General features: G+C 40.3%; 28 protein-coding genes. 16 read left to right on the top strand and 12 right to left on the bottom strand.

The window, feature by feature from the left end; translation table 11 throughout:
- Positions 1-225 precede the first annotated feature (225 nt).
- Positions 226-2,328 carry a TonB-dependent siderophore receptor gene (locus ACXAC4_RS11235; protein ID WP_475161598.1) on the top strand — a complete coding sequence of 701 codons (2,103 nt, stop codon included), beginning with the start codon at positions 226-228 and terminating at the stop codon, positions 2,326-2,328.
- A gap of 344 nt (positions 2,329-2,672) precedes the next feature.
- Complete coding sequence (locus tag ACXAC4_RS11230) at positions 2,673-3,839, top strand: acetyltransferase domain-containing protein (RefSeq protein ID WP_475161594.1); 1,167 nt, start codon at positions 2,673-2,675, stop codon at positions 3,837-3,839.
- A 68-nt stretch (positions 3,840-3,907) separates the two neighbouring features.
- Here ACXAC4_RS11230 and ACXAC4_RS11225 read toward each other — a convergent pair whose 3' ends face one another.
- Both ACXAC4_RS11225 and ACXAC4_RS11220 read right to left on the bottom strand, forming a co-directional pair.
- On the bottom strand, positions 3,908-4,624 hold the full coding sequence (locus tag ACXAC4_RS11225) for a penicillin-insensitive murein endopeptidase (RefSeq protein WP_475161591.1): 717 nt from the start codon (positions 4,622-4,624) through the stop codon (positions 3,908-3,910).
- Between the two features lie 63 nt (positions 4,625-4,687).
- Entirely contained in the window at positions 4,688-5,563 is an 876-nt protein-coding gene (locus ACXAC4_RS11220) for a LysR family transcriptional regulator (RefSeq protein ID WP_475161589.1), read from the bottom strand.
- A gap of 199 nt (positions 5,564-5,762) precedes the next feature.
- Here ACXAC4_RS11220 and ACXAC4_RS11215 point away from each other — a divergent pair, with 199 nt between their 5' ends.
- The 6 genes from ACXAC4_RS11215 (at position 5,763) to ACXAC4_RS11190 (ending at position 9,688) form a co-directional block, all read left to right on the top strand.
- On the top strand, positions 5,763-6,437 hold the full coding sequence (locus tag ACXAC4_RS11215; protein WP_475161586.1) for a type 1 glutamine amidotransferase domain-containing protein: 675 nt from the start codon (positions 5,763-5,765) through the stop codon (positions 6,435-6,437).
- Positions 6,438-6,472: 35 nt separating this feature from the next.
- Complete coding sequence (locus ACXAC4_RS11210; RefSeq protein WP_475161582.1) at positions 6,473-7,081, top strand: glutathione S-transferase family protein; 609 nt, start codon at positions 6,473-6,475, stop codon at positions 7,079-7,081.
- Between the two features lie 185 nt (positions 7,082-7,266).
- The gene (locus ACXAC4_RS11205) at positions 7,267-8,028 is read left to right on the top strand and encodes a hypothetical protein (protein WP_475161580.1); all 762 of its coding nucleotides are present in this window, start codon (positions 7,267-7,269) and stop codon (positions 8,026-8,028) included.
- An 18-nt stretch (positions 8,029-8,046) separates the two neighbouring features.
- Complete coding sequence (locus tag ACXAC4_RS11200) at positions 8,047-8,340, top strand: DUF6968 family protein (protein WP_475161577.1); 294 nt, start codon at positions 8,047-8,049, stop codon at positions 8,338-8,340.
- A gap of 571 nt (positions 8,341-8,911) precedes the next feature.
- Complete coding sequence (locus ACXAC4_RS11195; protein WP_475161574.1) at positions 8,912-9,406, top strand: nuclear transport factor 2 family protein; 495 nt, start codon at positions 8,912-8,914, stop codon at positions 9,404-9,406.
- A gap of 90 nt (positions 9,407-9,496) precedes the next feature.
- The gene (locus tag ACXAC4_RS11190; protein WP_138481103.1) at positions 9,497-9,688 is read left to right on the top strand and encodes a hypothetical protein; all 192 of its coding nucleotides are present in this window, start codon (positions 9,497-9,499) and stop codon (positions 9,686-9,688) included.
- Between the two features lie 80 nt (positions 9,689-9,768).
- Here the strand turns inward: ACXAC4_RS11190 and ACXAC4_RS11185 are convergent, their stop codons facing one another.
- Positions 9,769-10,407, bottom strand: a complete 639-nt coding sequence (locus tag ACXAC4_RS11185; protein WP_475161570.1) for an NAD(P)-dependent oxidoreductase — start codon at positions 10,405-10,407, stop codon at positions 9,769-9,771.
- Positions 10,408-10,535: 128 nt separating this feature from the next.
- On the opposite strand from ACXAC4_RS11185, the gene ACXAC4_RS11180 reads away from it, so the two are divergent.
- Positions 10,536-11,426 (top strand): LysR family transcriptional regulator, encoded by an 891-nt coding sequence (locus tag ACXAC4_RS11180; protein WP_475161567.1) that lies wholly within the window; start codon positions 10,536-10,538, stop codon positions 11,424-11,426.
- Here ACXAC4_RS11180 and ACXAC4_RS11175 read toward each other — a convergent pair.
- The 4 genes from ACXAC4_RS11175 to ACXAC4_RS11160 all read right to left on the bottom strand — a co-directional run bounded on the left by ACXAC4_RS11175 (position 11,423) and on the right by ACXAC4_RS11160 (position 15,549).
- Entirely contained in the window at positions 11,423-13,021 is a 1,599-nt protein-coding gene (locus ACXAC4_RS11175) for a sensor histidine kinase (RefSeq protein ID WP_475161564.1), read from the bottom strand. The genes ACXAC4_RS11180 and ACXAC4_RS11175 overlap by 4 nt on opposite strands.
- Positions 13,018-13,635: a hypothetical protein gene (locus tag ACXAC4_RS11170; RefSeq protein ID WP_475161561.1), complete on the bottom strand. Its 618-nt coding sequence runs from the start codon at positions 13,633-13,635 to the stop codon at positions 13,018-13,020. The genes ACXAC4_RS11175 and ACXAC4_RS11170 overlap by 4 nt, the downstream gene beginning before the upstream one ends.
- An 8-nt stretch (positions 13,636-13,643) precedes the next feature.
- Positions 13,644-14,582 (bottom strand): hypothetical protein, encoded by a 939-nt coding sequence (locus tag ACXAC4_RS11165; protein ID WP_475161559.1) that lies wholly within the window; start codon positions 14,580-14,582, stop codon positions 13,644-13,646.
- 88 nt (positions 14,583-14,670) lie between these two features.
- Positions 14,671-15,549: a LysR family transcriptional regulator gene (locus tag ACXAC4_RS11160; protein ID WP_475161556.1), complete on the bottom strand. Its 879-nt coding sequence runs from the start codon at positions 15,547-15,549 to the stop codon at positions 14,671-14,673.
- 100 nt (positions 15,550-15,649) lie between these two features.
- Here ACXAC4_RS11160 and ACXAC4_RS11155 point away from each other — a divergent pair, with 100 nt between their 5' ends.
- Entirely contained in the window at positions 15,650-16,018 is a 369-nt protein-coding gene (locus ACXAC4_RS11155) for a DoxX family protein (RefSeq protein WP_475161551.1), read from the top strand.
- 15 nt (positions 16,019-16,033) lie between these two features.
- Here ACXAC4_RS11155 and ACXAC4_RS11150 read toward each other — a convergent pair whose 3' ends face one another.
- Together ACXAC4_RS11150 and ACXAC4_RS11145 are read right to left on the bottom strand one after the other, a co-directional pair.
- Positions 16,034-16,894: a hypothetical protein gene (locus ACXAC4_RS11150; RefSeq protein ID WP_475161547.1), complete on the bottom strand. Its 861-nt coding sequence runs from the start codon at positions 16,892-16,894 to the stop codon at positions 16,034-16,036.
- 243 nt (positions 16,895-17,137) lie between these two features.
- Positions 17,138-18,061 (bottom strand): histone deacetylase family protein, encoded by a 924-nt coding sequence (locus ACXAC4_RS11145; RefSeq protein ID WP_475161541.1) that lies wholly within the window; start codon positions 18,059-18,061, stop codon positions 17,138-17,140.
- A gap of 147 nt (positions 18,062-18,208) precedes the next feature.
- On the opposite strand from ACXAC4_RS11145, the gene ACXAC4_RS11140 reads away from it, so the two are divergent.
- Positions 18,209-18,823: a flavin reductase family protein gene (locus ACXAC4_RS11140; RefSeq protein ID WP_475161537.1), complete on the top strand. Its 615-nt coding sequence runs from the start codon at positions 18,209-18,211 to the stop codon at positions 18,821-18,823.
- Between the two features lie 101 nt (positions 18,824-18,924).
- On the opposite strand, the gene ACXAC4_RS11135 is transcribed toward ACXAC4_RS11140, so the two are convergent.
- Positions 18,925-19,506 (bottom strand): DUF7010 family protein, encoded by a 582-nt coding sequence (locus ACXAC4_RS11135; RefSeq protein WP_475161535.1) that lies wholly within the window; start codon positions 19,504-19,506, stop codon positions 18,925-18,927.
- Between the two features lie 153 nt (positions 19,507-19,659).
- On the opposite strand from ACXAC4_RS11135, the gene ACXAC4_RS11130 reads away from it, so the two are divergent.
- The 4 genes from ACXAC4_RS11130 (at position 19,660) to ACXAC4_RS11115 (ending at position 22,181) form a co-directional block, all read left to right on the top strand.
- The gene (locus ACXAC4_RS11130) at positions 19,660-20,427 is read left to right on the top strand and encodes a DUF3667 domain-containing protein (RefSeq protein ID WP_475161532.1); all 768 of its coding nucleotides are present in this window, start codon (positions 19,660-19,662) and stop codon (positions 20,425-20,427) included.
- A gap of 159 nt (positions 20,428-20,586) precedes the next feature.
- Positions 20,587-21,021, top strand: coding sequence for a nuclear transport factor 2 family protein (locus ACXAC4_RS11125; protein WP_475161528.1), 435 nt, complete (start codon positions 20,587-20,589; stop codon positions 21,019-21,021).
- 131 nt (positions 21,022-21,152) lie between these two features.
- Positions 21,153-21,410 (top strand): hypothetical protein, encoded by a 258-nt coding sequence (locus ACXAC4_RS11120; protein ID WP_475161524.1) that lies wholly within the window; start codon positions 21,153-21,155, stop codon positions 21,408-21,410.
- 27 nt (positions 21,411-21,437) lie between these two features.
- On the top strand, positions 21,438-22,181 hold the full coding sequence (locus ACXAC4_RS11115; RefSeq protein WP_475161521.1) for a sterol desaturase family protein: 744 nt from the start codon (positions 21,438-21,440) through the stop codon (positions 22,179-22,181).
- Positions 22,182-22,293: 112 nt separating this feature from the next.
- Here the strand turns inward: ACXAC4_RS11115 and ltaE are convergent, their stop codons facing one another.
- The gene (gene ltaE / locus ACXAC4_RS11110; protein WP_475164102.1) at positions 22,294-23,298 is read right to left on the bottom strand and encodes a low-specificity L-threonine aldolase; all 1,005 of its coding nucleotides are present in this window, start codon (positions 23,296-23,298) and stop codon (positions 22,294-22,296) included.
- 226 nt (positions 23,299-23,524) lie between these two features.
- Here ltaE and ACXAC4_RS11105 point away from each other — a divergent pair, with 226 nt between their 5' ends.
- Positions 23,525-25,069, top strand: coding sequence for an FAD-binding oxidoreductase (locus ACXAC4_RS11105; RefSeq protein ID WP_475161517.1), 1,545 nt, complete (start codon positions 23,525-23,527; stop codon positions 25,067-25,069).
- Between the two features lie 47 nt (positions 25,070-25,116).
- Here ACXAC4_RS11105 and ACXAC4_RS11100 read toward each other — a convergent pair whose 3' ends face one another.
- Positions 25,117-26,523 carry an alanine/glycine:cation symporter family protein gene (locus tag ACXAC4_RS11100; RefSeq protein WP_475161514.1) on the bottom strand — a complete coding sequence of 469 codons (1,407 nt, stop codon included), beginning with the start codon at positions 26,521-26,523 and terminating at the stop codon, positions 25,117-25,119.
- Positions 26,524-26,549 lie beyond the last annotated feature (26 nt).

The following is a 26,549-nucleotide window of genomic DNA, read 5'->3' as shown; positions in this document are numbered from 1 at the left end:
TAATTTGTGGATTTTAATGATGGCTGTTTTGGTGACTGAAAACAGCCATGTTTATTCAAATAAACAAATCATGTACCTACAGCTACTTATAGCAACTTTAAATACTCTAAAATTTCCGATTAAACGCATAAAAATAGAGTTGACTCACTTTTTAGGAAATAACAACAGTACAGTTTGATATGTTATAGTGTATCAAATTGAATATTCCTAAAAATAGAGATTTGTGTGAAAAAGAAATTACTACTCTCACTTTTGGTGGCATCGAATGGTGTCATTGCGCAAGATGCTGTTAAATCAAACGAAGACATAGAACACATTGAAGTTAAGCGTGTTTGGCAACCTTACCGTGGAAATGTTCCTTTAGTTCAAACTCCGCAAGCAGTCGACACGATTAGTGCTGATGTCCTTGAAAGCGAAAGCATCACCCGCTTTATGGAAGCGCTTGAGCTTTCACCGAGTATAGTTAGGCAGAATAACTCAGGCGGTATGTTTGATAGTTTTGCTATTCGTGGTTTCTCGGGAGACGAAAATAACCCATCGGGTTATCTTGTGAACGGCTTTAATTCTCGCGGTTATAACGGCAATAGAAATACCGCTAACATCGAGAGCATTGAAGTGATGAAAGGCCCAGGATCTGCACTTTATGGGCAAGGTGAGCCGGGTGGTACTATTAATATCATCACCAAAAAGCCACAGTTTGATGAACAAGGTTATGTTCAAGCAACGCTTGGTAATTACAGTAAAAAGCAGTTTGAATTTGATTACACCAACGCACTGAATAAAGAGGCCGCATATCGACTAAATGGTTCGTATGAAGACTCAGATACACATAGAGACCATGTTTCAATCGAAAGCTTACATTTATCGCCATCGGTATTGTGGAGCATTTCTGATGACACCAGCCTGAGCTACGAAATGGAAGTATTAGATCAGAAAAAGCCGTTAGATAGAGGTGTATACATTCTGAATAATGACTTTGACGGTGTGAAAGGGGATGCTTTTTACGGGGATATCCGTGATGGCGCGCATCAAGTTGAAGCGCTCGGTCATCAGCTAGTGTTAAATCATAAGTTAAACGACGATTGGCATTTACTGACAGGCTTTGCTTACCGAGATTCTTCGTTTAAAGGTATGTCTTCGGATACTGAATTATCTGGTGGTAGACAGCTGGTGTATACCGATGAAAACTTACTGTCTCGCCAACGTCGTGCTCGTGATTATCAAGCGCTTGATATATCGACCCGCTTTGAATTAAGTGGTGAAGTTGAGCTGGGCAGTCTTACGCATAATATTTTAATTGGTGTGGATCACTATAATTTTGATATTGATACCGACTACAAAGTATGGCGCACAGCATGGGGCTCAGGCGATACGACTTATACCATTGACCCTAATAATCCAGACTACACTCAAGCTCAACCTGAGCCAGTACAAAAAACGCTGACTGAAGAGAATCAAAAAGGTTTAGGTCTATATGCCCAGAATCTGATTGAACTGACTGAAAAGTCAAAAGTATTAGTGGGTGTGCGTGTTGATAAATTTGAACAAGACATTCTTAACTTACGCAGCGATGAAGCGCAAAGCCAAGAGCAAACCGAATTTACCCCGCGTTTAGGCTTTATTTATAGTGCGAATGATCAAGTTAATCTTTATACGAGTTATGCCGAAGGTTTTAGGCCAAATCCGGGTCTTGATTCAAACCGCAATGCGTTCGAGCCAGAAGAAACTAAGTCATTCGAAATTGGCGCAAAGTGGCAAGATATTGCGGGGCGTTTCTCAGGTAGCATAGCCCTTTTTGATGCGCAAAAAACCAATATGCTCACTGCTGAGCCAGATACGGGGTTATCAGCAACGTTAGGCGAAGTTGAAAGCCAAGGTATTGATTTTCAACTAACCACTGAGCTGACAGATAACACAGTACTTGAACTTGCTTACGCTTACACAGATGCAAAAACAGCAAATGATGTGATTAATGCTGATTGGGGTGTACCAATTCCAAAAGGCTCGCGCTTAATTAATATTGCTGATCATATCGGCCATGTTTCACTAAAGCATTACACCACACTGTTAGGTAAAGCGTCTTACCTTGGTGCAACCGTGAATTATGTGGGTGATCGATTAGGCGAAACAACAGATGCAAACTTTATTTTGCCATCATACACGCTTGTTAACTTGTCAGCGTCGATTGAAGTAAATGACAAGGTAAGTATGAAGTTCGATATCAACAATCTGTTTGATAAGGCTTACTTTGAAAATTCTTACCATAAACTTTGGACTATGCCGGGCTCACCGACAACTTACAGTGCAACGATTAAATATCAGTTCTGATCTTAACTGTGAGTTAATGTCTTAGTGTGTTCTAAGTCATATTAGTAATTGAAAATAGCAGTCTGAGTAATCGCACCTAACCTAAAGTCGGGGTAAGAGATTATTTAACCTGAGCTTTGGTTAAGAGATTTACTAACGTCTTGATATTGATGTGATAGTTGTTTTTTCAAGTCTGCAGCCGGAGACTTTTGGCGATAACTAGGCGAATTTATGCGTCAATAGCTAGCTTATTGCGAGTAAATTCAACGCAGTTAACGTTGAAAGTAGCCGCTGGAGATAGATTTATTATCCAGAGCTCAGGTTATTTTGGCTGTTTTTTCGTTTTTAACACGAGAAAGAGTGTAATGAATCATCTTCAAAACAGTAAAACGCGCTTGCCATCTATCGATATACTTCGTGGCATCGTGATGTTATTCATGCTGGTTGATCATGTCAGAGAGCGTTTTTTCTTACATGCTCAAGTGCTTGATCCAATGGACATTCAAACGACGAGTCCTGATCTTTATTTTACCCGTTTAAGTGCCCACTTTTGTGCGCCAATTTTTGTGTTTTTGACCGGTCTATCAGCGTGGTTATATGAAAACCCTGCAAACGGTGCAAAGCGTTCAGCTCAATCATTTTTGCTAAAACGTGGCTTATTTTTAATCTTGCTTGAAATGACATTGGTCAATTTCTCTTGGTTTGGCGCTTATCAAACATTGTACTTGCAAGTCATCTGGGCCATAGGGGTGAGCATGGTGGCTTTAGCCGTTGTGGTCACTTTACCTCGAAGCATTATCGCCATATTAGGTATAAGCATAGTCGCAGGTCATAACTTATTATCGCCCATTGAATTTATGCCAAATGAAGTGGGGTATTCGCTATGGACGATTTTGCATGACCGAGGATATTTAGTCACAGATGCTTTTATTAAGGTAAAAGCCTCTTACCCAGTTTTACCTTGGGTCGGGGTTATTTTGTGTGGCTATGCGGTGGGGCCTTTATTTTCAAGCTCGATACCTTCGAAAAAGCGAAAAACGATATTGTTGCAAAGTGGCGCCGCGCTTTTATTAGGGTTATTAATGTTAAGAGGGTTAAACATTTACGGCGAAGCCCTTGGTTGGTCTCAACAGACAACCCTGCTTTTGACGGTGATGGACTTCTTTAATTTCACCAAGTATCCACCGTCTCTTGATTTTATTCTACTAACATTGGGAGTTGGCGCCTTTGTGTTAGCGGTGTTAGAAACGAGCGTATTTAAGGTGTTAGAGCCTGTAAGAATATTGGGTTCTGCCCCTATGTTTTTCTATATCACGCACTTATACGCATTGCTTGTTGCTAGCATAGTGGCACAGTGGCTATTTGGCACTAATATGCATTATGGCAGTGAGCAGACCGCATATTTTGGCTTTTATCATGTCTGGCAAGTGTGGCTGTTTGCGATCTGCTTAAGTGTTCTTTTATACCCATTATGTAGATGGTTTGCGGGTTATAAACGTAAAACATCAGCGCGCTGGGTTAAGTATTTTTAGTTGCATTTAAAGGTTAAATATTGGTTTGGCGAGCATATGCATGAATGTATGCTCGCTTATTTACTTTTTTAATTGTGGCAAGGCACTGCAAAATCCACATGGTAGTGTTCATCATGCCTCACCCATGAGCGCTTCTTTGAAAACTGTATGTGTGTTTTCAGGTAATCCCCATATTTGGTTTTAAATAGATAGGGTTGTAATTTTGGATCAAAAATAACTCGCCATAAATCCACACCAAGTTCTTTTGACGACTTGTGTAATGCAACTAGATGGGCTGAAAGCGCGTCATAATCAATTCGATATTCATCAAATTGACCTACATTATCAAACTCAATGTTATAACCAAATTTGTTAAAAGGGTGTGTAGGAAGGTGAACAGATTCACCACTCTTATTTAATACAGGAGTCATGAAATCTACAGATGAACCATTTTGATGTGTTTTATGAGGTCGAAACTTTCCACCGTCAACAAAACCTGTTTCTGCATACTTAAATACTTTGTCAGGTTCGGATTTTTCTAAACGAGAATAAGCATCAAGGATGATATCTTTGACTTTTGAGTGCACGTATGTGCGCCCAGCTAATCTTGCTATTTCACTATAACCAACAAAGTTACTGCCTTCTTTTGGTAGCTGAACACCATTTTGTAAACTACCGTTTGATGTCGTGCCATAGCAAACGCTTGAACTGGCCAAAGACGAAAAGGTGCTCAAGAGAAAAATAGAGCATACTGATAGCGTTTTGAGCTTATATAAAGCAGGTATAAAGAGAGTGTATAAATCCATTTGTATGTCGTTGTTTGAAAACGTACTAATAGTTTAAACACCTAATCTGAATGCAGCTTTAATTTACCACTTTGCAAACCGCTCCAATAAAAAGTCTATGGCTAGGCGTGCCCTGAGCGGCATAAATTGCTTGTTTTGATAAACAATCCAGCTGGTTGCGCCTTTAATGCAATATGAGTCTAAAAGCGGTACCAGCTTTTGCTGTGCGATTAATTCTGTGAAGGTGCTTTCGGGCATATAGGCGATACCCAGACCTTGCTCGCAGGCTTCTCGTACCACATTGGCGTTATTGCTACGCCAGTTACCAGTGACTTTCACACTTTGTTTGGTTCCGTCGATATTAAACGCCCAGTGGTCGTTATTAGCGATAATACAGCGATGGCTTTTTAATTGGTTGGGGTGGTTTGGTGTGCCATAGGTTTTGAGGTAGTCAGGGCTGGCAACCACCATCATAGAGCGGCTAATTAACTTACGGGCGATGAGGTTTGAATCATTCAATTCGCCATAGCGAATAGCAAAGTCGATACCGTCTTCAACAAAATTAACCAGTCGAGAATTGAAGTCTATTTCAATATTGAGCTCGGGGTGCTGTTTGGCAAATTCCATCAGAGCAGGGGCGATGTAACTTTCGGCAAACCCACCTGCAGCACTGACTCTAAGCGTGCCAGATAACTGATATTGCTGCTGGCTTAATTGTTCGTTGGCTTGTTGTAAGCCAGTGACGAGTTGCTTGCACTGTTGGTAGTAAAACTCGCCATTTTCAGTCAGGCTAATTTGGCGAGTAGTACGTGCTAAAAGACGAGAGCCTAAGCGTTCTTCTAAACGAGAAACTTGTCGGCTGACATGGCTGGTGGAGCAGTTTAACTTTTTTGCTGCCGCCGAAAAGCCACCGCTTTCAGCAACAGCCACAAACTCAAAAATGCCTTCAAAACTGTCCATATAGATCTATCACTCTTATTTTGCGTACTAACATATGTTTTAAGAGTGTATCTATTATTGCTAAACGGCAAAAGAGTTTCACTGATTTAGGTAATTATCATTCATTGGGGAACAATATACAGTGTCCTTATCGTCTTTTTAGCAGTTTGCACAAAGGCATCAAACAACTTTATGACAACACTGAGTTAAGGTAATCATCATGAAAAAAGTACTTATTCCAGTCACTAATCACGCCACACTAGGCTGTACAAATCAAGCTAATGGTACCTATGCACCAGAGCTGACGCATGTTGTTGATGTATTAAATGCGAATAACATTGGGTTTGATATTGTCTCTATTCAAGGTGGTAAAGCGCCACTGTATGGCACCGATATTGAGGGTGACGAGGTAAATAATAAGGTATTAGGTGACGCGTCATTCCAAACGCAGATCAACAATACCGTGCCTGTCTCTCAGGTCAACGTAGACGACTATGATGCTATTTTCTACCCAGGTGGCTTTGGCTTACTGTCAGATTTAGCAAGCAATGAAGAAGTCGCAGCAATGGCAGCCAAGCATTATGAAGCGGGTGGGATCATTGCGGCAGTGTGCCACGGCCCAGCTGCATTATTGCCAATTACACTCAGCAATGGCGAATTGTTAATTGCGGACAAAGAAGTCACTGCATTCACCCGAGAAGAAGAAGTCGACTTTGGCACCATCAATGATATTCCTTTCTTATTAGAAGAAGCGTTAACGCGAAAAGCGGCTCAATATAGCAAGGTGCAACCTTGGAATGAATTTGTAATTCAAGACGACCGTTTAGTGACAGGTCAAAACCCAGCAAGTGCCCATGCGGTAGGTGAGTTTTTGGTGAAATTGTTAGCTGAGTAATTGGCTAGTAACATCTTTTAAATAAGGAATGATTTATGATTAAAGTACATCATCTTAACCAATCGCGTTCAACCCGCGTGTTATGGCTACTAGAAGAACTAGGTTTGCCATATGAGGTTGAGAAACACGAGCGTGATGCAACCACGCGTTTAGCGCCAGCAAGTCTAGGTAAAGTACATCCATTAAATAAAGCGCCGATCATTGAGCACAATGACATGGTGATCTGTGAATCAGGTGCAATTATGGAGTACATTCTTGACCAAGACACAGAGCAGCGTTTACGCCCAGAAAAAGGCAGCAAGGCCTACTATCAATATGTTGAGTGGTCGCACTTTGCAGAAGGCTCTTTGGGCTTACCGGTGATCACAAGTTTGCTGATGCAAATGGAAGAGCGCAGTGGCACAAACCCGATGGACGGGTATATTGCCAAAGAACTAAACCTAGACTTCTCATATATAGATTCGGTACTTGCTCAGCAAACCTACTTTGCCGGCGATGAGTTCTCAGCGGCCGACATTATGATGACTATTACACTTGAAATTGCAGGTAGTCTAAACTTGCTAGAAGGCCGTGAAAATATTGCCCGTTATCTTACAAACGTACAAAGTCGTGAAGCGTATTTGAAAGCGCGTTCATTCGGTTAAATCGCAGTCAGTTAATTTTTAAAGCGTGCGTTACATTGTTTGTCTCGCACGTTTTTATTTGAATGGACTGCTTCAGCATTTATTCATTCTAAGTAGTGACAATAAGTAATGGGTGTCTGTTATTGTAATGGGTACTTTGACGGTGCATAAACCGTTATTAATCAATGAATGGATTGAATTACTTTATGAATGCCCTAAAAGCGGTTTTTCTCGCCTTTCTTACCCTTAGTTTTAATGCACTTGCGCTAGATAAAGCGCTGCAAGCACAAATTCAAGTTGTAAAAAATGCTTTTCAACAAAACGATGTTGAAGCAATCTCTAAGTTGGTCGCTTATCCCCTCAATAGAGAACACCCGATCCCAGCAATCAAAAACGAAGCTGAATTTATCAAACGATACAAAGAAGTTTTTGATGACGCACTTATAAACTTAATTATTAACTCAGATACTGAAAAAGACTGGAGTCAGATGGGGTGGAGAGGCATCATGCTGTCACATGGCGTTGTTTGGATTGATGCTTCAGGGTTTATATCAGCTATAAATCACCAATCAGCAACAGAGGCAGCGATGAAAAAGGAGTTAATCAATCGCTCTAAACCAAAAGTGCACGCTAGTCTCCAAGGATACAAAAAACCAGTACTGGCCGGTAAAACCGAAAACAGAATTTTGCGAATTGATGAACTCGACGATGGTAGTTATAGACTTGCGTTATGGGCGCTAGATAAAACGCAAAAAGATGCACCTTCTTTAGTGCTTGGAGCCGGAGAAATGAACATGGAAGGCAGTGGTGGGGGTTATTCTTTTAAGTTTGAAAAAGGCAAGCAGCAGTACCTGTGCTATGTATTTATGGATCATACGCCGGACTCTCCAAGTATTGCTTTTGAGATTCATGAAGGCTATGACATTAAAGTCATAGAAGGCGTTCAAGAAATGATAAAAGCAAATTAAATCGAGATTGGATTAATAATGATAAACGCTGAATATGATGCCATTAACGCTTCGGGCGAGAGAATTAAACTGAATATTGAAGTCCGCGCTCCTGAGCTTGACCCTTTACCCGGAGGCGATTTTCGCTGTAAGGTGCGCATTCAAGCTCTGAATATCGATGAGTTTGCATATGGTGTCGACGCACTTCAAGCTTATTGTTTAAGTGTTAAATTACTGAAAATACGACTAGACGAAAAACAACAACAAGGCTGGCGGTTTTACTTTCCAGGTCACCTTGATCATGCTATCGACTTTAATGAAGGCTACTTTTAATGAGGTCATTTTTATCTTTTTGTATTTCGACATCATGCACAAAGATGTGCTGACAAAGCGATTTGTGAGCATTTAAGTGGTTGTTTATTAGACTATCCTGAAGTATAAATATAGGTACTGTTGATATGGCTTATTTATCTACATCAACTGTCAAGTTATTTAGATAAGGACAATCATGTTTAGCTTCAAAAATTAGTACTTTTACAGCTTCAATAGCATGTTCTTTGTTTGCTGCATTTTTACTTTACCATGAACACCTCTTTAGTTTATGTGGTATTGAACAAAGCAACTCTGCACTTTTTTCGGTCGAAGAATGGCAATACTGTTTTTAGGTTTAGTTATACTGTTGTGGGTTTGTAGAAATGCTGAGCATTCAGAGTTAAGAAAGGCAATAAGCGTAAGTATGCGATTTCAATGTGTGTTCTTGCGCGGACGTTTTTGAGTTTCAACAGAGGCAGGTTGGGCCGGGCATTTTGCTGGCGGTCATGATTGGATTAGCAGTCTCATTTTATATCTAAAGGTATGGCTTAGCCATAAACAAGTAACAGTTGATTTTATAAAAGGAACTTAAATGACAGTCTTAAAACTGATTTTTACTTTATTTGTATGTACTTTTGTTTCGAGCGCTTTTGCTACAAGTGCACTCGTAACTGAAGTGACACGAACAGAGCTAGAGCAAAAAAATTTAGATAAAGCTCTATATTGTATGGAGATACTTGAGAACCGAAATGGTCTCAAGCCCGCTAAACGCCTTGAGATTTTGAAAGTAGATTGTATTGTTGAAAACTATATTCAACACTCGCCCCATGTGCCAGATGGTCGAGAAGCATTATTAGCCATTTTTGCTAAGCGATATAAAAAATTTCCGCAGTTATCAATGTCAGTAAAGCGTGCCGCATCAGAGGGCGATTTAGTTTGGTTGCATCTTCATGTAAAACGCACGCCTGATTCACTTGGCTCAGCAGTTATGCATGTGTTTCGCATGGAAAATGGCAAATTTGCAGAGCATTGGGGGGTAAGCCAACGAGTACCCGAAACTTCCAAAAATAATAATACGATGTTCTAGCTTCAATTAAGATTTGTTATTAAATTAAAAGTACGGCTAAATGGGGTACGTGCTTAAATATTAATTTGATAAAAATAATAAGGAAACGGTATGTGGGAGCTGGTGTCATTTATGTTAGGTCTTGCGGTCTTCATGTTCATTATTAATTATATGTTCGAACCGCAGAAGATAATTGAAGACTTGAAGTCGATGAAAGGCTCAAATACAAAAATTGAAGCGCTTGAAAAAAGAGTCGAAGAGTTGGAACGTACGGTTCAAGCCTTAAAACAAAAAGAGTTATAATAGTAAGCATTAAGCTGAGTAAAGCTAGCAAGCGTGAGTATTTAAAGCCTTGATATTCTCTGAACATCAAGGCTTTTTTCTTAGTAAGCCACACCCATTCTTGTGTTGATATGTGATGCTTTTTCAATTTCATCTACGAATGCGACTGCATAGTCGGCGACTGAAATACGACTATTACCTTGCTCATCGGTAATAAGTTGATCAGCACTTGTACGATATTGGTTTAGTTTGTCACCCGGGAAAATCTCAGCTGCAGGGCTAATAAACGTCCAGTTTAACGGGCTACTAGAGTGTTTAAACACGTCTAGTGCTTCACCTTGCGCAATGGCTTCATCTTTATATTCAGCAGGAAATTCAGGGGTATCGATTAACTTTAAGTTTGGTGCCACTTCTAGCGAGCCTGCACCACCGACCCATAGCAAACGCTCAATGTTGGTGTTTGGTAATTCATTCAGTAATCGCTCTGCGGTATTTCTTACAATCTCGTGATTGCCCAAAGCTCGACCGCCAATGGCTGCAACAAACACCGTTTCATCACTGATTAAAGCGCTTAAGTTGTCGGATTCGTTATTTAAGTCGAATGATTTTACGGTGACATTAGGTACGTCGTATTTATCATGTGCTCGAACTAGCGCTGTGATCTCATGACCTCTTGATTTTGCTTCTGCCACGATATGAGAGCCTATCCAACCTGATGCACCTAATACGATTAGTTTCATAATATTTTCCTCTTGGGTAAATGTTTTGGGTTGTGTCTAGATTAGAAGAAAACTAAGATGAAATAATCGAGCGAAATTGAAATAGATTGTTTCTCATTTGCTATCTAATGATAGGCTGAATTTTTAATATGGATCGTATTACTGCCATTAAAAGCTTTGTTGAAGTGGCACATTTATCTAGCTTTACTAAAGCTGCTGAACGTCTTGACTTAAGTCGTCTTCAAGTGACACGTCATGTGCAAGAGTTAGAGCAATGGCTAGAACAAAGGTTATTGCATCGTACCACCAGAAGGGTGAGCTTAACGCAGCATGGAGAGCAAGCTCTACAAAGATTTGAGCGAATTTTAGATGAAACCAGTGCTTTGATCGCTGAGAGTACCGAAGGCAGGCAAACATTATCGGGTACGGTTCGCATTTCGAGTCCTATCGGTTTTGCCCAAAATATGTTGGTCAATGCTGTCAGTCAATTTATAGCGCAACATCCAAACGTTAAAATTGATATTCATGCCAGCGATAGTTTTTCGAATTTAGTTGAACAGCGCATAGATATTGCGCTCAGATATACCAATACACCCGATGAAAACTTAATTGCCAGACGACTGATGGTGATAGGCGCATGTGTTTGTGTATCTCCAGAGTATTTAGACAAGCATAGAGCACCCGAAAAACCTGAAGCGCTTTCAGAGCACCCCTGTTTAGTTCATTTGTCACATGATAAATGGCGATTCATAAAAGCAGAGCAAATTGTTGAGGTGAAAGTCAGCGGGCCACTAGTTTGCAATGATGTACCTACACTCTTGCAAGCTGCAATGAATGGCACTGGGATCGCGTGGCTGCCGTATGATATTGCACGCAGCTACATAACTGATAAAAAGCTCGTACCTATTCTGCAAGATTATCATATTGAAAGTAGCCAACTTTGGGCGGTGTACTTGTCGAGAAGTTATCAATCGCCTGTTGTGCGCGCTTTTATCGATTTTGTCGCTGAGCTTTGGCAAGAAGACATAGTGCCTTGTTAGTAATCATTATTTCTCAAGACTGGTAAACTGATTGTAAAACACGTGCCTTTGTCAATTTCACTCGAAACTGATATGTCGCCGCCATGGCTTTTAATAATTGTCAGGCAAATATGTAAGCCTAAACCGGTTCCTTTGCCAACAGGTTTAGTGGTAAAAAACGGATTGAATATGTTGTTTTGAGTTTCATCATCCATACCACAGCCATCATCTTCAATTAGAATTTTGATAATGCTATTTTCAGATAATAATGTGACGTTAATGGTGCCTTGCTTTGTAATAGCATCAGCGGCATTGAGCATTAGGTTCACTAAAACTTGTGCAAGCTTAGTGGCTGACCCATTTAATGTTTGCTCTGTGTTTAAGTTTAAGTGAATTGACACATTGCTCGGCAAACTTGGACGTACTAAATTGGTCGCTTGTTCTATTAGCTCTTTTACGACTATTTCTTCAATATGATTGGGCATATCATGGCTAAAGGCCCGTAAATCTTTGACTATGGTTTTTACTCGCTTTAGTCCAGAATGGGAGCTTTTAAGTAATTCAGGTAAGTCACTGAGAATAAAGTCTATATCATACTTCTCTGAATATACTTTTAATTGTGGCATCTCATTTTTAAGCTTATTGGCATGCTCAATAAATGCCTTCATATCACTAATGTAGTCTTCTAAGGTTTCTAAGTTAGACATTACATAACCGATAGGGTTATTAATCTCATGCGCAACGCCGGCAGCTAATTGTCCTATTGAAGCCAATTTCTCATTTTCAACTAACTGTACCCGTGTTTCTTCAAGTCGCACTATGGTGTCTTGTAATTGAGAGTTTTGTTGTTCAATCTTTTGGTTGGCTAATTCAGCTTGTCTCTTCTCTTTTGCCAAATTAACAAAAGAGCTAGTGAGCTTTTGCGAAATTGTCTTGAACTCTAAGGGGGCATTATCAAACGACAGAGAGGACGCAGAACTGTCTGACAGACAAGAAAGCTGTATCAGGGGTTGAATTATGCTTCTGCTATTCCAAATACCAAGTAAAGTTAAGATAGCCACTGTGAACATAATAACGATAACAAAGCTAAGAATTAATTGCTGTTTTTGTGCCTCAAAATCATTTCGTTTTCTATCGGATAATAATTTTATTTGCTGTTTAAGAAGCTCATATTCTTGAATTAGGCTAATGGTTTTGCCGTCAATCTCTTCTAGTAAAGAGAGCCATTCTTCTGTTTTTTCTGGACCGATAATCGCAGCTTGATTGACTAAAGGAAGCGCATTATTCATATGGTTCTTTAATTTAGTCACAGGCTTAGCAATATGTATTTGACTGAATTCTAAATTTTTGAGCTTCTCCTTGATTTGTATGCCCTGACGTTCAATCCCCATAACCAAGTAGCTTTGGCGGTTGTTAAAAAACAAATCTACTGTAGTGAGCCATTGGCCTAACATACTCTCTAAGTGATTAATTTGACCTTTCTCTATCTCTATTTGACTCAGCTCAGTTTGTGTTTGTGAGCTCTGGTAGAACTGTAAACCCAAAACACAAAAAGATAGCAGGCTGATAATAAAGCAGCTCATAACTAACATTTGGCTTTGAACCGCTATTTTCATGGCGCCTCGTTTACTAAAGATTGATTAATGGAATCTAATTCTTTTTGCCAAACAATTTGTGTGACTAACAGAGTTTTCATTGCGCATTTTAAGACACTGTCACTGAGATCTCCTTGGTGCTTTACTTGTTCATAATAACTAGAGTGTGGTTTGTTGTTGTTAAAGTCGTAGAACAGCATTAAGTCGTTTAAAGATTTGCCTTGAAAAACACTCTTAGCAATAGATGTTTCTAAATGCTTTCTATCGCTATGGCGGCAACGTTGAAATTGGAAATCAATTATTTTCATATCTAGATCTATGGCCCATGCTATTTCGACTAACCCCCACCGAGTTTGCTCAGAGCGGACGTGCACAAAACCTTGGGTCATTCCTTTTGCTTCGATGACATATAAGGTGTGTCTACCCAATTCACCAAAATGTAAGGGCATGCCCGGTAGACGCTCAGATACTTTGATACGAGTATGAGCGTCTATGGTTCTTACAATCGAGCGGTAGCTTTTATAGTTTGGGTACAGTTTACTTATCATTGCAACTGGATCTCTTAAGCCACAGTATGCTTCGGCCCGAAGATATGGACTTGATAGCAATAAAATCATAAATATAAGAATACGCATACCTTCTCCTAAAAGCGCCACCTGAACTGCGCCATGAATTGGCTGTTATGCTGCTTTAATAAACGTGTGAATTGAGCACTTACACTGATTTTAGGTGTAATTGCGTAGTCTGTGCCTATGATGAAATCTTGCCGAGTGACTTTTTTACTCTCTTGATATCGAAGTTGCGTGTAAAGCTCTAAAGTATTGCTTGAGTTGGTTCGATTAAATTCTACGAACGCTTGCGAATAATGCTGTTGTTGGCGCTCCTCTGATTGTAGTTCAAAAAGCATCCCCCAAAGCTGATAATAATAAGCAATATCAAAAGCTATGCTCTGGCGCTCTAGTAAGTTAATTTTACTTTTATTTAGAGAAATGCCGTATTGAAAATTATGGTGTGAGGGAACGCCTAAATACCCTGTAAATACATAAGAATTCTTTTGATTGGTAAAATCTTGGCCACCGCCAGTTGTTAATGCAAACTCATACTCATAGTGTTCATATTGTTTATTGAGACTTACCCCCCAGTCCGCTTTTGGGCCTAAATTAATACCGTGGTTGTACTGTTTGAGTGTACCGTTGGTATCAATGCGATATTCGGAGCCATAAGGCAGCTCTATATGACCTACTTTTATATTTGGTAAATTACGGCCCAGGCCTGTGTAATTGAAGTTAAAAATACGAGTAACAATTTCGATATCGTTTTCGTCTGAGAAAAAGCCAGGGTGCGGGGTGAGATTATCGATTTTTGTAGCGTAAAGCTGCATGATTAATGTGCCAACATCTCCAGACTCACCACTGATCACGTTATGGTAGTCAAAACCTATGGGGGTCATAGACCCAATATTGTCTAGGTTATGGTTATAAACCATACGGGAGGCAACATCGAAAGAAAATCGAGCGTTTGATTGCGCATATGTGCAACAGCTGGCTATACACAGAAGCACGGATAAAATAATTTTGTCCATAGAGTAGCTTCTTTTCAAGCAGATATAATTTAAGCATAGTCGAATATGCAAATTTATTAGTTTTTATAAATGTGCATAGCTAAAGTGCTTATTGGTGTTTTGTGAAATAGTCACTTAAGAATTTAATAAAAGCGCTGATTTTATAAGGAATGTAATTACTATTTTTATAAACTGTATACATTGGCAGTGAAAAAGCATGCTTTTGAGGTAAAATTTCAACAAGTTCACCATTTTCAAAATACTCTGTGACCATCCATTTGGGCATAGCAGCTATGCCAGCCCCTAACCGTGCCATTTTCACTATCATGTCTGGGCTATCGCTTTTTATTACTTCGTTTACTTGTACTTTACTGGCTTCAAAAGTCCAGATATTAGAGGGACGCATTAAAGAGTAGGTAATGCATTGATGATTGCGTAATTGAGACGGATTTTGAGGTATGCCATTTTCAGCTAAGTAACCAGGAGAAGCGAAGTAACATAAGGAATGCTCGATTAATTTTTTCGCTTTTAAGTTTGAATCTTCAAGGTGAGCGGCCCTGATCGCAATATCAATATTGTCTTTGAATAAATCAGCGTGTTGATCATTCACTGATATATCAAGTTCGAGCTCGGGGTGGAGTGCCATAAAGTATTTCAAGGGCTCAGCGAGCCGCTTTGTTGCAAACGCTGAGGGTGCTGAAATTCTTAGGTTGCCGACGACTTTTGATTGCTCGTTGCGGATTTGGTGCTCAGTTAACGATAGCTTTTCAAGCACTTCTTGGCTACAAGCTAAATAATCTCTCCCTGCATCTGTAAGCGTGATTTTTCTTGGCGTTCGGTTAAATAAAGTAAAACCCAAGTCTTGTTCAAGCCAGGCAATACGTTTACTGACAGCGCCTTGAGTCATGTTTAGTTCGTTTGCGGTTGCAGTAAAACTACCCAAACGCGCTGCGGTGGCAAACACCGAAAGACATGTGAGTTTATCCATTGTGTATTCCTATTGGGAATATTAGCTATGTAATTAATAGCATTTATCGCATTTTTTAGGAATGCTTAAATAACACCATTCTCAAATACGGAGTTTAAACATGACGATTATTTCATTGGTGTTATTTGTGTTCTTTTCATTTGCAAGTTCAATCAAATTAACGGGATGGCAAAAGAAGATTTTTCAGATCCAGTTAGGCTTTTTCAAAAACTATGGCTTGAGTCGTACCCATATGTTCTTAATTGGGTTGATAGAAAGCGCATCAGCGTTGAATTTGCTGTTATCAGTATTAATAGACAACAGCTTACTCAATGCGTTAGGTGCAATTGGCATTCTATTAACATCAATAGGTGCAATTTTCTTTCACCTACGTTTTGACACAATAAAAGATGCTTTGCCTGCAATAGTCACTTTGTCTTTATCGGCTACATTAGTTTTTAGTAATCAATATGTGTCTAGCGTCATATAACACTTATCAAAAAACTCAATCACTGAGTAGTTTATATTTCAAAAACAAGTCGCTGATCCTGCGAGTTAACAAGCTTTGCTCGGTATTTGGCACATGATGTAAATGCATCGATAAATAAGGCTCTGTGGGATAAAGCATGAGTAGGGTCTTATTTATCTCAGCTATTATTTTTTTAGATCTTGGCGTGCTACTACAGGCAATATGCCCAGCAATAAATTTGGGATGATTGTTAACAGTAACCGAAGCAATATCAGTGTCATCTTCAGCGTAATATTGTTTAAAAATAGTGGGGTATGAAATTAAGAAATCAACGCGATGTCGCGCAAACAATTTGATCATGGCATCGTATGCATCACTGCCTGCACGAGCGAGTAGGTTTTCATTCTTTAGCAGTTTTATTTGCTTATCCAATCCTTTTCCGTATGACCTTCCTGTTTCGATGGCAAGGCTTGCCATCGTGTAGTGATTAAATAATTTATTTAAACTAACCAGCTCGCCGCTTTCGGTTAACATATTTTTTAGTAAAGGTGTGCGGTCTTTAAAATAGTAAAGGCGATGACTGGGATACAAGTGCACAGGATGTGAATATAGGTTATAGAGTTGGCGTTCTTCGGTTTTGATACGGTTTACTGCACAGATGGTTTTCTCTTGCTTAAGAAGCGCATCAATACGTGCTGTGGGGGCGATTTTTAGCTCAAATTTAACGTTCTTTAAGTTTTCAAATAACAAACGGTATGAGTCACTGGCAATATCGTTACGGCCATCTTTATAAAATAGCTCGAGATCGTTTGCATCATCACTTAACAATGTGACCTTATCAGCCTCAGCGCTAAATGATATCAACAATAAAATAAACAGCGAGAGTAAGTACTTCATAAACACCACTTGAAGTTAATTTATTCCATTATAGTCAATAAATACAATAACTGATGGAGAGTTTTAACACACGTTAAAAGTGGTAGGTAGTGTATTTGTACTAATGAGGGTTCGCTAAAGTATGTAGGGTTCTATTGCACTGAACAGCACTGATATGAATAAGGTTGTACAAGTGTATAAGGTTTACAATAAGACAGTGGATGTTGGTTTATCCTACGCTTCTAAATCTTCTAAACAACCTTACTATAACATCGCCGCTTGTCTCACTACTATCGCGTGGCGTTTTGCCAATCGTAAATGATCTTTATCGTAACCGCCGCCGATCACCGTTGCCACTGGCACACCTTTATTTTGGCAGGTTTTAAGCACTAACGCATCACGCTTTTCTAATCCTTGCCATGAAATATTGAGCTTACCTAGGGTATCTTGCTCCCATACATCAACGCCTGCATCGTACAGCACCAAATCGGGGTTTAGATCTTCAATTAAGCCCGTTAAGGTTTCTTGCACAATATTTAAATATGCAGTGTCTTCTAAATGATTTTCAAGACCGATATCTAAATCACTGTCGTGTTTTCTAAACGGAAAGTTCTTCTCGCAATGAATAGAGCAGGTAAACACATACGGATTGTGTTTTAACATGGCTGCGGTGCCATCGCCTTGGTGCACGTCTAAATCAAAAATCAGTACATTATTCACTTTGCCTTGCTGAATAAGCGTTGTCGATGTAAATGCAAGGTCATTCACCATGCAATAGCCTGATCCAAAATCATAATGGGCGTGATGGGTGCCACCGGCAAGGTGACAGGCAACCCCATGTTCGAGGGCTAGTTCTGCGGTTTTTAATGTGCCAAGGGGGGCGGTAAAAGTACGCGCCATTAATTGCTCAGACCAAGGTAAGCCAATCCGTCGCATCGCTTTGTCATCGAGCTGGTTACGCCATAGATCCCAAATATAGTCTTCGCAATGCACCAGCTCGAGTGGCGTAGGTGAGCCAAGTTCTGGTTGAACTAGGTTGTCACCAATTAAGCCCATGCTTTTTACTTCATTAAATAAATTAGCGAATTTACTCATCACAAAGCGGTGTTTCGGATCAAAACTAAACGAGTAATTTGGATGATAAACAAGCGGTAAACGGGTGTTGAGCGGGCTGTGATTTGAGAGCATTAAAGGCGGTGCTTAGTTTAAATTGCGATAATTTTAACTGATATACGTATTAGGTAATAGTTGAGATTATTATCTGTACCTACAGGTTTTTTTACACCTTGGTTTATGCAATCATGTTGGCCTTATTTTTCAAAGTGGTAAAGACAAATGGAACTGAATTTCTCTGACTTTTCTGGCAATCAAATCTATCACTTAATGACGCAAACCATTATTCCGCGTCCTATTGCTTGGGTGTTAACTGACTCGGGCGAGCAAAGCTACAATCTCGCGCCATTTTCTTATTTCACAGCGGTGTCGAGTGCGCCGCCTCTGATGATGTTTTCGGCTGGTAAAAAACCAACAGGCGAGATTAAAGACACAGTTAAAAATGTGATTAATACCAAACAGTGCGTTATTCACATTGCCTCAGAGCAAGACGCTGATTTAGTCACCGCTTCGGCTGCAACACTCGAGCATGGCGAGTCTGAAATCACCGCCAACGACATTGAGCTAGTGGAGTTCGCAGGCTTTGATCTACCTCGCATTAAAAACTGCCATATCGCTTATGGTTGTGAGTTATATGAGGTGCAACAAATGGGCGAAGCGCCGCAGTCATTGGTGTTTGTTAAGGTAAAAACCTTATATGTGAACGATGAAGTCATTTCTTTGGATGCGAAGCAGCGTTTAAAAATTCATGCCGACAAAGTCGCCCCGCTGGCGCGTTTAGGCGGTGGGGAATATTCGGGTATTACCAGCCCTTTTGCAATGGCGAGACCTAAATAAAGCTTAGTTTAAATAAAGTTGCTAACTCAGTTGAGAACAAACAAGCGCAGCATCATGCTGCGCTTTTTTATTGAGAATTTTTTTGTTTAGAGAGCTGGTATTCAAGCTGCTTGAGGTTTTAACGCTTTTTGCATTTGCAAGTTTGCCCATCTCTTTTCAAGTACTAAGATAGTAAATAAGTAACACAGCACCACAATAATCGGTTGTAATACAAAGCTGTTCTCAGGACTTATGATAAAAGCAGCGGTACATAAAACTGTTCTGACAACTGCGTGCGCTATACATACCTTAATCTTACAAATTGCACCATGTACTAACCACATTAAGCCCGACTGTACAGCAATCGCAAATGGCAGGGCGTAAGGATTTTGCATTGCAAAGGTAATGCTGATTGAAAAGGTCAAAAATGTCATCGCAACCGCGGCTAAAAAGATAGTATCGAACGGGTTACGCTCAGCGCCTTTTTTAAACTGTACGTCTTCACCAGTTAACTTCGCGAGACCTAACCCCAAATACACAATTGAACCTGTACCAATATAAATCGCCCAAGTTTGCATATGTAACGACAAAGTCATACCGGTAAAGATCAGCAAGCTCCACACAATCATGCCGGCCAGTGGTACAGCCAAAAAGCGGCGGTTTTTATAGTTTTGTAAATGTGTTTCTAGGTTAATGGTGTTCATGGCAATCTCCGTCTGTTGATGGAGTAAGTATGGCTAGAAGGTAGGGTGTTTATCAGTGAGGTTTGTCACGTCGTTGCATGACAAATGTCATTGCTGCAATATACATATATACTTCAAAAGTAATTGACGCACTCAAAGGAAACTATAAGAAAAATGACTGCTCAACATACAGCAACATCATCTAAGTGTATGAATTGCAGTACTCCTATTTCGGGCGAGTATTGCTCACATTGCGGACAAAAGCACATTGCAGGTGAACTCACAATTGGCTTTTTTATTAATACTTTTATTGATACGTTGACCAATACTGATACACGTATTTTTAGAACATTTAAAGATTTGTTTATTCGGCCAGGGCATGTCGCAAAACAATATACCTCAGGAAAACGTAAGCAATACGTCAACCCGTTGCGATTATGTTTTGTTATTATCGGATTGTACTTGGCATTGTTAGCTCTAACAGGGGGTATTGCTGCTCTAAATGAATATGCAGCGCATCAACAGCAAGCAGGTATCAGTGAGTTCGCACAGACTTGGCAAGAACTCTATATAAACCATCGAATTTTAATTTACCTTGGTGCTTTACCATTCGCGGCCTTAGTGATCAGATTTTCTTTTTATAAATCGGGTTATAACTATATTTCAACTTTAATTATGCTGTTATATACCAGCACACTCTATTGTTTGTATGGCATTGTTATGGTGGCAGTTTTTAAAGCCTTTAGCTTAGATTACTTTTCGGAGTATAGAAGATTGGTAGAAAGTGCTATTGGCTTAACCGTATTTTATCAGTCTGCAAAAGTTTTTTATGGTTGGAGTTGGTTAAAAGGACTTATCTTTGTACCGTGGATTTTTATGAGCCTATTTTTCTCCGCTTACTTAGCAGCATTCATTATCACTTCAGCTATTACGTTGTTTTAGTTTGATTAAATAAGGGCGTGCCGCCTAGGTTTGTTATGTTAGTATCTAACTGGGGGACGTGGCAATTTGCAGTTATTTTTGATGTTAAGTTAACTATTAATAATTGTTGCTTATTTGCTCTGAAATATAATATTTAACTTTTAAAAGGACCTAGAATCTATGAAAATCGTAAGTATAATTTTTTCTGTGGCGATGTTGTTCTCAACGTCAGCTTTTGCAGCTTCAAGCACTTCAGAAGCAACAAATAATGTCACAGACATTGTCGATATTCAGCTTAAAGCCTACAACAACCGAGACATTGACGCGTTTTTAGCAACCTACCACAAAGACGTAGAGATCCACTATTTTCCAGAAGGTCTTAAATACAAAGGTATTGATAAACTGAAAGAAGAATATGAGCTGATGTTCAGCAGAGTCAGTTATTTAAATGCTGCAATTACACACCGCGAAATTCAAGGCCGCTTTGTTGTCGATACAGAAGAAGTAACTGCAAAGTTTATGTATCAAGGTAAAGAGCACGAAAACAAGTTTAAAGCGATCGCCACCTACGAAGTTGAAGATGGTTTGATAAAGCGGGTGCTGTTTTTGAAATAATGAAGATTATTTCATAATTCTTCTCTCTAACTACTTTGGGTTTAAAGCATGTTTATAGTGCTTCTCGGTACTTTGACGAAGCGCTTGTCTACAGATAAGTTATGGTTTAATTGAAAACAAGGATGAACCTCATGAAGTATTTAACGCCTTTTTTATTTCTCTTATCAAGCTGTGTTGTTGTGCCTATTAAAGATGACCACCATGTTAGTAAATGTGAAATATCGAGTGATAAAAAAACTTTAAAGGTAATTGATCTAGCAAAAGAGTCTAATACCTACTATTCAATTAGCGGGATAATCCTACTTCCAATTACCGGAGTGGTATCAGGCGTTTATGTTGCTTTAAATAACATTTATCACTTAGGCGAAGAAATAATTATTTGTGATTAAAAAGGAATAAGTTTTTCAAGGATTAGAATGACTATCTACATTGCTGCCATCGCGTTATTTCTATTTGTGCTAGAGAGGCTGATAAGCCACAAACCATTTGTAAAATCTAAAGCCTGGTATCGGCGCGCAGTACTTTTAAACATAATAACGCTTTTAACTTTCTACTTCGGCTCATTGACTTGGGAGCCTTTCTTTCAATCTATTGAGGTAAGTGACCCTTTAATAAATATGTCTGCACCAGTGCAGGGGTTAATTTGTTATGTCTTTTTTAATTTTGTGTTCTATTGGTGGCACCGTTTAAAGCACAGTAATCGATACTTATGGCGGATGTTTCATCAAGTGCATCATAGCCCACAAAGAATAGAAGCTTTAACCTCTAATTATTTGCATCCACTGGATGCTGTTAGTAGTTTAATAATAGGTGCAATGACCTGTTATGTGTTGTTGGGTTTTAATTCACTTGCATCAGCATGGTTTACGCTTTACTTGGGTGTGATGGGCTATTTTCTTCACTCGAACATTAGAGCTCCTAGATGGCTTGGTTTCATCATACAGACACCACAAATGCACCGTATGCATCATGAGTACAATAAACATAGGTCTAATTATTGCGATATTGTGTGGTTTGATATGCTTTTTGGCACTTATGTAAACCCTAAAAACTCAGATGTATGCGACAAGTGTGGGTTCGATGAAAGCAAAGAGCTGCAGCTTAAAGAAATGCTGTTATTTAATGATGTTCATGAGCAAACAGAAAATAAAATTGATTAGCTAGCAGGTATGTATAGATAGATGAATAGTCAGATTTACACGAGTCTTATCAAGCAAATCTGACCCCCCTCACTTTCAACTAAATTACTTCCAGCTAAAAACTTATCGCTTACTAACTAAAAATATCCTTAAACCCTTCTACAACGCGTTTACAATCTGCGTGGCTCACATCTTTATGCAGCACAAAGCGCATTTGTTCACCTGCACAAACTTTGATGCCTTTTTCTAGCAGCTTGTCTGCAAGCTCAGAGGGGGAAAGCGAGCCTTGATATTCAACAAACAACATATTGGTGAATTGCTTTGTGACTGTTAGTTCATCTATTTCGGTAAGTTCTGTGGCTAGAAACTCAGCATTGTGGTGATCTTCAATCAGTCTTTCGATGTTGTTGTCCAATGCGAATATACCGGCTGCTGCGACAATACCAGCTTGGCGCATACCACCACCGAGCATTTTGCGCCACTTGTGAGCTTCATGAATAAAGTCTTTCGGGCCACATAAAATACTGCCAAGTGGCGTGCCTAAGCCTTTCGATAAACAAATAGAAACCGAATTCATCTGCGAAGTAATTGCCGATACAGGCACATTGTGATGCACCGCAGCATTGAATACCCGTGCACCGTCAAGGTGTAAACCAAGTCCTGTGTCGTTACAGAACGCGCGCGCATCATCTAAGTAAGACATAGGTAAAGCTTGCCCGCCTACGGTATTTTCGATTGATAACAAACGGGTGCGTGCAAAGTGATGGTCGTTAGGTTTGATTTTCTTTTTCGCGATATCGAGTGGAATAGATCCGTTTGCTGCAAACTCTATTGGCTGAGGTTGAATACTGCCCAATACTGCTGCGCCACCGCCTTCGTATTTATAAGTATGGGCGTCTTGACCAACAATATATTCGTCACCGCGCTGACAATGGGCGAGTAGGGCAAGCAAGTTGCTTTGTGTGCCACTTGGGGCAAATAATGCCGCTTCATGGCCGGTTAGCTCTGCGGCTTTTTGTTGTAGTGCATTCACGGTTGGATCATCACCAAACACGTCGTCGCCAACAGGCGCATTGGCCATTGCATCACGCATGGCTTTACAAGGTTGGGTGACAGTATCACTACGTAGGTCGATTATTTTATTAGTCATTTTGTTGTTATTGATCTTTCAAAAAAGTGATAGTTGAGTCTAGCGTGTGCGGGACCGTGATTCAAATATCACTCTGATTTTTAAAGAAAGGTGAAAATTATTAATAATCAATTAAATAGCTTGTATTTACCCTGTTTAAATACAGAGCTTTAGCATAGTGTAGTCAATTCAGTAGGTGATAAAAACAACAATATCAATACAGCAAGGGATCGTTATGGACCGTCGACAGTTTCTCAGCTTTTCAGCCGCTTCTCTATTTTTAACTGCATGTGGTGGAGGCGAAGGCTCTGCCCCAGAAGTCACACTGCCACTCATAGATAATCGCCCAGATACAGGTGTGGTGAGCAAACTCACAAACGCGCAATGGCAGACGCTGAAAGATAATGTCTCAGGTCGGGTTATTCTCCCAACTGACGAGCAACCATATTCGTTAGCACGTTTAAGTTTTAGTACACGGTTTGATCATATTTATCCGCAAGTCGTAGTGAAATGCGCGAATGCACAAGACGTTCAGTCAGCGATCCGCTTTGCAAAAGAGCATGAACTTCATATAGCGCCGCGTTCTGGTAGCCATAGTTATGGTGGTTATTCGACAACCGAAGGTATGATAATAGACGTAACAGACTTGAATGACATTTCATTACAAGGTGACATCGCCACTATAGGCTCAGGCGCAAGACTTACAGATGTGTATGATCAATTAACACAGCAGGGCGTGTCTATTCCTGCAGGTAGTTGTTTAAGTGTGGGCATTGCAGGGTTAACCATGGGCGGTGGTTTCGGCGTAGTTGATAGAGCACACGGCCTAACGTGCGACACGCTTCAAGCGGTTGAGATAGTCACTGCCGACGCCGAGATAATTAGCTGTGATGCGAACAATCACAGTGACTTATTCTGGGCGCTTAGAGGTGGTGGCGGTGGTAATTTTGGTATTGTGACGCAATTTAAATTCAAAACACACGCCGCCAACGACATCACCGTATTTGAAGCGAATTTTAGTTTTGATGATTTTGAAGACGTGTTCGCGGTTTGGCAAACTCTTGCAGAGCAGTGGCCCAATGAGATGTGGTCGCAGTGTCTACCAACTTGGGTATTTGGTGGCCCGAGAGTTAATGTTCGGGCATTTTGTTTAAACCCTGCTGCAGAAGCAGAAACTCTCTGGCAAACCTTTATTGCCGAAACAGGGGCTACACCGAGTTCTAACATCCATAATACAAGTAGCTATCGCAGTGTGATGCTAGGTACTTGTGAAAGTAATGTTGCATCTTGTCATCTAAGCACGCAATTTGAGGGAGGAACGATGCAGCGCAGTGCGTTTGGCGCCAGCTCTGACTTTTTTAACTCTCTCATTCCACCAGCGGGTGTAAAAGCATTAAAAGCTGAAATTGAGCAGCAAAATAGCGATGGTCATAACGGCATGATCATCATGAATTTGCTCGGTGGCAAAATCGATGAAATAGGTGAGGATGAAACCGCATATCCTCATCGTAAAGCCATTGTAAGTGCCGAATATTATTTACCCCTTCACCCAAGTGCCAGCAACGCACAGATAGATACCGCACAAGCTAAGCAAAACGGCTTTAGGCAAGTTATGGCACCATGGAGCACGGGTGGTGCATACGTAAATTATATCGACCCTTTAATTACTGACTGGCAACAGGCTTATTACGGTGAGCATTATCTAACACTTCAGACTGTAAAAAGTCAGTACGACCCAAACAATGTCTTTAATCATGGGCAGAGTATTTTGCCTGCTTAATTTATGAGACAATTTAAAGAGCGTGTTTAAACACGCTCTTTTGGCTGTTACTCCCATACGCCTTTTTCTGTTTTGCCCTGAATTTCAACATTGTCTAATTTAAACTCTGGAGTTTTATTGGCTTTTAGCTGACTTTGATAGTCTTTGGTAATACTAACAATGGTTGGGGTGAGCAGCACAATGGCGTAAACGTTCACTAAGGTCATTAAACCAAGGGCGGCGTCGGCCATGCTCCATACCTCTTTGAGTGATGCCGTTGCTCCCCAAAACACCATAAATAAATATAAGGCCGTATAGGCAGCGCGACCCAGTTTATTGTCGAGTTTGAACAAGTGAAGGTTACTCTCTGCGTAGGCGTAGTTTGCAACCACGGAAGTGAAGGCAAATAGGGTGATGGCCGCGGCAACAAAATAATGACCAAATTCACCAAAGTGACTGCTCATGGCGTTTTGTGTCATGCCAATGCCTTCCATTTCGCCACTGATGGTAATGTCAGACAGTAAAATGACCACGGCGGTACAGCTACATAAAACAATGGTATCGACAAATACTCCAAGCATTTGCACATAACCTTGCGCAACAGGGTGATTTGGCACTGGAGACGCACCAGCTGCAGCATGGGGCACGCTACCTGCGCCAGCTTCATTCGAATATAACCCCCGTTGAATACCATTTTTAATGGCAGCACCGAGTGCGCCGGCACCAGCTTCTGTTAAGCCAAATGCCGAGGCAAACATATCTGCAAACATAGCAGGGAGATGATGAATATTCATTGCAGTAATTACAAGCGCAACGGCCACAAAGGCCAGTCCCATAAATGGCACTATGAGCTCGGCAAAACGGGCAATACTGCGAAGACCGCCTACCACAATGAAACCTGCGATAACGGCAATCACCGCCCCTGAATAAGTTGGGTCGATAGCAAAAGTATTGTTCAGTGCATCAGCAATGGTATTGGCTTGCATTGCACTAAAGCTCACCCCATAACCTAAAAACAAACACAGCGCGAACAGTACCGCGAGCCAAGGTTTGTTTAGACCTTTACGAATATAGTAGGCAGGGCCGCCACGAAATTCATTGTTGCCGTCACGAATTTTATAAAGCTGACCGAGTACGCTTTCAGCGAACCCAGTCGCCATACCTAATAGCGCAATTAACCACATCCAAAATACCGCGCCACTGCCCCCTAATGAGATGGCAATGGCAACGCCAGCCAAGTTACCCGTGCCGACCCGAGCCGATAAACCGGTACATAAAGCCTGAAACGAGCTGATACCTGATTTATCGCCTTGAGTGCTGTCTTTCATCACTTTGAACATGTATCTAAAGTGGCGAAACTGTACAAACTTGAGCTTGAATGAAAACCAGAAGCCTGCAAATAACAGCAAATAAATGAGTATTTGGCCTTGGCCCCACAGTAAATTGTTGATGGTACTAATTGCGCTATTTATCATTGTTATATGCTCTCTTTTCTATACCA

Source organism: Pseudoalteromonas sp. AWM4_233 (assembly GCF_056158285.1).
The sequence above is the reverse complement of the archived record's forward strand: the minus strand, read 5'-3'. Positions and strand labels throughout refer to the sequence as shown.